The organism is Corallococcus sp. 4LFB, from assembly GCF_046520365.1.
Classification (GTDB): Bacteria; Myxococcota; Myxococcia; order Myxococcales; family Myxococcaceae; genus Corallococcus; species Corallococcus caeni.
The window spans coordinates 1-5,326 of record NZ_JBKGHJ010000528.1 but is presented as its reverse complement, the minus strand read 5'-3'; the positions used below and the strand labels follow the sequence as shown (position 1 = coordinate 5,326).

General features: G+C 73.9%; 5 protein-coding genes and 1 pseudogene. 2 read left to right on the top strand and 4 right to left on the bottom strand.

The features are described 5' to 3' along the window. On the top strand, positions 1-692 hold a 692-nt coding region (locus ACLEQD_RS36000), incomplete at its 5' end, for a GGDEF domain-containing protein (RefSeq protein ID WP_410390378.1). Positions 693-1,021: 329 nt separating this feature from the next. Then, a complete protein-coding gene (locus tag ACLEQD_RS35995) occupies positions 1,022-2,050 on the top strand; it encodes an LLM class flavin-dependent oxidoreductase (RefSeq protein WP_410390376.1) in 1,029 nt (342 codons plus the stop codon). Positions 2,051-2,095: 45 nt separating this feature from the next. On the opposite strand, the pseudogene ACLEQD_RS35990 reads toward ACLEQD_RS35995, so the two are convergent. The 4 genes and pseudogenes from ACLEQD_RS35990 to ACLEQD_RS35975 all read right to left on the bottom strand — a co-directional run. Continuing rightward, a pseudogene (locus ACLEQD_RS35990) lies at positions 2,096-2,521 on the bottom strand (DUF6232 family protein); the annotation flags it as partial. 4 nt (positions 2,522-2,525) lie between these two features. Then, entirely contained in the window at positions 2,526-2,891 is a 366-nt protein-coding gene (locus ACLEQD_RS35985; RefSeq protein ID WP_171412318.1) for a DNA-binding response regulator, read from the bottom strand. A 117-nt stretch (positions 2,892-3,008) separates the two neighbouring features. Continuing rightward, positions 3,009-4,373, bottom strand: coding sequence for a sigma-54-dependent transcriptional regulator (locus ACLEQD_RS35980; RefSeq protein ID WP_410390374.1), 1,365 nt, complete (start codon positions 4,371-4,373; stop codon positions 3,009-3,011). After that, positions 4,351-5,326 (bottom strand): two-component system sensor histidine kinase NtrB (locus ACLEQD_RS35975; protein ID WP_410390372.1); only part of this gene is annotated, 976 nt, incomplete at its 5' end. The genes ACLEQD_RS35980 and ACLEQD_RS35975, both read right to left, overlap by 23 nt.

The following is a 5,326-nucleotide window of genomic DNA, read 5'->3' as shown; positions in this document are numbered from 1 at the left end:
CGGTGCTGGTGGTGGCCCCGGGCCGCAAGCCGTTCGCGGCCAACGCGGCGCTGGCGGAGCTGCTGGGGCTGCCGGAGGACCGGCTGTCGGGCATGGCCTTCGACTCGCTGTGCCAGCACGTCGCGAACCTGACCGCGGACCCGGGCGGCACGCTGCGGCAACTGGACCTGGCGGCGGAGGCTTCGCGCGGGCTGCACCTGACGCTGTCGCTGGAGCGGCCCCGGCCGCGCGTGGTGCGCTGGGTGGCGCGCCCCTTCCTGGTGCCCGGCGGCGTCGCGCAGTTGCTGTCGCTGATGGACCTGGGCATCGGCTCCGACCTGATGGGCACGCGCGAGCGGCTGCTGCGCCAGGACGCGCTCACGGGGCTGGACACCCGGCGGGTGGGCGAGGAGCGGCTGGCCAGGGAGATTGGCCGCTGCCGCCGTGAAGGGCTGCCCGTCAGCCTGGTGCTGGTGGACCTGGTGGAGCTGGGCGCCCTCAACCGCACGCGAGGCTTCGACGCGGGCGACGGCGCGCTGCGGGAGCTGGCCCGGCGCGCGGAGGCGCTCTGCCCTCCCCCGGCTTCGCGGTGCGCTGGACGGGGGACACCCTCCTGCTCGCGCTGCCCGGGGCGGACGCGGTGGTCGCGGAGGCCGTGCGCCAGCAGCTCCATGACCGGCCCGGCCAGCCCGGCTGCGTGTCCATCGCCGTGACGGTGCAGGGCGACGAGGATCCGCACGACACCCTGGCCCGCGCGCGGGCCGCCCTGGCCCGGGTGAAGCCAGAGCGCAAGGCCGCTCCCTCGCACGACTGACCCGCCCCCGGGCATGACCTTGGACCAACTGGTCCGACAGTAGGACCAGTACGCGGGCTTCGGCTCCCCGACGGGGCCTTGTGACAAGCCCTGCTGATGGGTGGGAGGGCCCCTGCCTGGCAGGTGGGAGGGCCCGAGCGCCCGGGCGGTGCGTCAATGCCGTGAAAACCCTGGAGGCCCTGGCTATCGAAGGGCTTTCCGCCCCCCCTGGCGCGAGGGTCCCCCACGATGATCCCCTTCTCCGTCCTCGACCTGTCCCCCGTCATCTCCGGGGGCGATCCCGGCCTCGCCCTGCGCAACAGCCTGGACCTGGCCCGCCACGCGGAGGACTGGGGCTACCAGCGCTTCTGGCTGGCCGAGCACCACAACATGACGGGCATCGCCAGCGCGGCCACGTCGGTGGTCATCGGGTACGTGGCGGGAGGCACGAAGCGGATCCGCGTGGGCGCGGGCGGCGTCATGCTGCCCAACCACGCCCCGCTCGTCATCGCGGAGCAGTTCGGCACGCTGGAGACGCTCTACCCCGGCCGCATCGACCTGGGCCTGGGGCGCGCGCCGGGGACGGATCAACGCACCTCCGCCGCGCTGCGCCGGGGGCTGGGCGCGGACAGCTTCCCGCAGGACGTGGTGGAGCTGCAGAACTACTTCAAGGACCCCACGCCGGGGCAGGCCGTGCGCGCGGTGCCGGGCGCGGGCCTGCACGTGCCCCTGTGGCTGCTGGGCTCCAGCACCTACAGCACGCAGCTGGCCGCGGCCCTGGGCCTGCCCTTCGCGTTCGCGTCGCACTTCGCGCCCGCGCAGATGATGAGCGCGCTGCACCTGTACCGCACGCAGTTCCGCCCGTCGGACGTGCTCCAGAAGCCGTACGCGATGATTGGCGTCAACGTCTTCGCCGCGGACACGGACAAGGAGGCCCAGCGCCTCTTCACGTCACTGCTCCAGGCCTTCCTCAACCTGCGCCGGGGCCGGCCGGGCCCGCTCCTGCCGCCGGTGGACAGCCTGGACGGCCAGCTCAACGAGATGGAGCTGGCGGAGATCGAGCACATGCTGGCGTGCACCGTGGTGGGCTCGCCGGCCAGCGTGCGCGAGGGGCTCCAGTCCCTCCTCGACCAGACCGGGGTCGACGAGCTGATGGTGACCGCGCAGATCTACGACCACGCCGCGCGGCTGCGCTCCTTCGAGCTCGTCTCGCAGGTGCGCGAGCAGCTCACGGCCGGGGACACGCGGCCCGCACCGTCCCCGCAAGCCGCGCGATGAGCTGGGCGTCGTGGCTGCCGAAGACGCGGCGCGCGCGCCCGGCAGCCCCAGCACCAGGTAGTGGGTGTCCTCCACCACGAGCAGCGCGGCCATGGACGCGAAGAAGCCCAGGGCGGTGAGCCCCAGCCCCGCCTCGTAGGCCCCCCGGAGCGCCGTGACGCTGACGGACAGCCAGGACAGCAGCGGCAGCCCCAGCGCCCCGCCCAGGCCCACCGCGAGCAGGTAGGGCCACACCTTCGGGGTGCGGCGCGCGGTCTCCACCTGGAGCACGTCGCGCAGCGCCCAGGCCTGCCCGCCCACGACGAGCCGGTCGCGGGTGACGCGGACCTGGCCCGCCTGGAAGAGGGAGGGCTCCCCCGCGTCCGATGCCGGAGCCACCACCGGAGCCACCACCGGCTCCGGCACGGCCACCGGGCGGCGCTCCACTTCGCGCAGGGGGACAACGGGACGCAGCACCGTGACGACGGCCATCGGTTCACCCATGGGTGGTCTCCAAGGAGGGAAAGTGCGAGCGCAGGAGGGCGCGAAGCTCATCGAGCGGACGGCCCAGCGCGAAACATGCCCGGGCCCCCTGACACAGGGCGCGTGACACCAGGCGCTCGTCCGCGAAGGGAAGCAGGACGACGACGGGCGCGGCGGCGGCGCAGGCCCGCGCGCGCGTCAGCACCGGGAGGATGGCCTCACCGCGCTCCACGTGCGCCAGCACCAGGTCCGGCCGGGCCGCGTCCCCGGCGTCCAGGAACAGGGCGATGCCCAGGTCGCCCAGCACGTCCGCCAGCAACGATGCCAGGGACTCATCCGCACCGAGCAGCAAGGCCCGGGTTGTGCGCAGGGACGTCACGGCCCCACGTCACAGCAAGCAACATGCCTGAGCCACCGCCCCCCGGGTCCTGGGAGTGATCGCCAGTGGACCGTGGCAATCCGCCAGCCCCCCGTGGCGGATTGCCACGCCGGCCCGCTACCGCTCCCGCTCGCGACGGTGGATGGTGGACACATCGATGCCCAGGAGCTCCGCGGCGCGGGTCTTGTTCCCGCCGCAGTGCTGCACCATCCAGTGGATGTACTCCCCCTCCAGCTTGCGCAGGGTCCACACGCCCTCCTGCGCCTGGGCGAGTGGGGACTCCGGCTCCGGCACCGGCGCGTGGGGCCGCAGGTCCTCCAGCGTCACCGTCTCCCGGGGGACGAGCACCACCAGCCGCTCCACCAGGTTCTCCAGCTCGCGCACGTTGCCCGGCCAGGGCATGGCGCCCAGCGCGGCCACCACCTCCGGTGACAGCGACGTCACGCGCGAGCGCGGGTTGCGCGCCCGGGAGCGGGCGCTGAAGTGCTCCACCAGCTGCGGGATGTCCTCGCGGCGCTCCTTGAGCGAAGGCACCCGCAGCGTCACGACGTTGAGCCGGTAGAAGAGGTCCGCGCGGAAGCGCCCTTCCCGCACGCGCGCCTCCAGGTCCTGGTGCGTGGCCGCCACCACGCGCACGTCCACCGTGCGGCTGGCGTCCGAGCCCACCGCGCGCACCTCGCCGTCCTCCAGCACGCGCAAGAGCCGCGCCTGGAGCTCCGTGGGCATGTCGCCAATCTCGTCCAGGAACAGCGTGCCGCCGTTGGCCTCCTCGAACAGGCCGCGCCGCACGGACGTGGCCCCGGTGAAGGCGCCCTTCACGTGGCCGAACAGCTCGCTCTCCAGGAGCGGCCCCGGCAGCGCGGTGCAGTTGACGGCCACGAAGGGCCCTGGCGCGCGCGGGCCCTCGAAGTGCAGCGCGCGGGCCACCAGCTCCTTGCCCGTGCCGCTCTCACCCCGCAGCAGCACCGGGGCCGCCGCGTGCGCCACCCGGTCGATGAGCTCGTACAGCCCGCGCATGGTCGCGCTCCTGCCCACCAGCGCGCCCAGGCCGGAGCGCTCTTGCGACGCCTGCTTCAGCGCGCGGTGCTCCGCGCGCAGCCGGCGGTCCTCCAGCGCGCGGCCCAGGTACAGCCGCACCTCGTCCAGGCGGAAGGGCTTGGTGAAGTAGTGGTACGCGCCCCGGCGCATCGCCTCCACCGCGCTCTCCACGCCGCCGAAGGCCGTCATCAGCAGCACGGGCAGCTCCGGATCCACCGCGCGCGCGGCGTCCAGCACGTCCAGCCCGTCCACCTTCTCCATGCGCAGGTCGGTGAGCACCGCGTCGTACACGCGCGAGCGGATGAGGCCCAGCGCCTCCTGGCCGCCCGTGGCCAGGTCCACCGTCCAGCCCGCGTCGGCCAGCGGCTCCTGGAGCATGCGCCCCATCTCCACGTGGTCGTCCACCACGAGGATGCGGGCGTCAGACGGCAAGTCGCTCGGCATGGCGTTCCCCTGGGACGGCGCGGGCCACCGGCCACAGCACGGTGACGCGGGTGCCCTGTCCCGGCGTGCTCTCCAGCTCCACCCGGCCGCCGTGGTTGCGCACGACGTGGGCCACCATCGTCAACCCCAGCCCCGTGCCCTGGCCGCGCTTCTTCGTCGTGAAGAACGGGTCGAACACCTGGTTGAGGCGCTCCTTCGGAATCCCGCACCCGTCGTCGCGCACGGTGAGCGCGACCAGGCCCCAGGTCCCCTCCTCCGGCCCCGCCAGCGCGGAGGCGGAGACCTCCACCTTCCCGCCCTCGCTGCACGCGTCACACGCGTTGAGCGTGAGGTTGATCAGCACCTGCTGGAGCTGATCCGCGTCCGCCGCCAGCGCGGGCACCGACTCCGGCACGTCCACGCTCAGGCTCACCCGCCGCCGCTCCGCCTCCACCTGGAGCAGCTCATGCACGCTCTTCACGAGCGGCCCCAGCGCCACCGGCCGCACCATCGCGGGCTGCAGGCGCGAGAAGTCCAGCAGCTGGCGCAGCGTGCGGCTCACCCGGTCGATCTGCTCCACGATGACGCCCAGCCCCGGCCCCTGCGGGTGCGAGGGCCCCAGCTTCCCCTGCACGTACTCCGCCCGGCCGCGCACCACGCCCAGCGGCGTGCCGATCTCATGCGCGATGCCCGCCGCCAGCACGCCCACCGTCGCCATCTTCTCCGCGCGCAACAGCTGCGTCTCCAGCGCGCGCACGTCGCTCAGGTCCTCCACCACCAGCAGCACGCGCGCCTCCTCCTTCGGGTCCTCCGCCGTGAGCGGCACCGCGTGCAGGTTGTACGTGCCCTCCTCGCCAAAGAGCGCCAGCGGTTCGCCCAGCAGGCTCAGGGGCCGGTCCTCCTGCCGCGCGGACGCCACCAGCGCCGACAGCCGCTCCACCACCGGCGCCGCGCCCCGGGGAACGCGGCCGTCA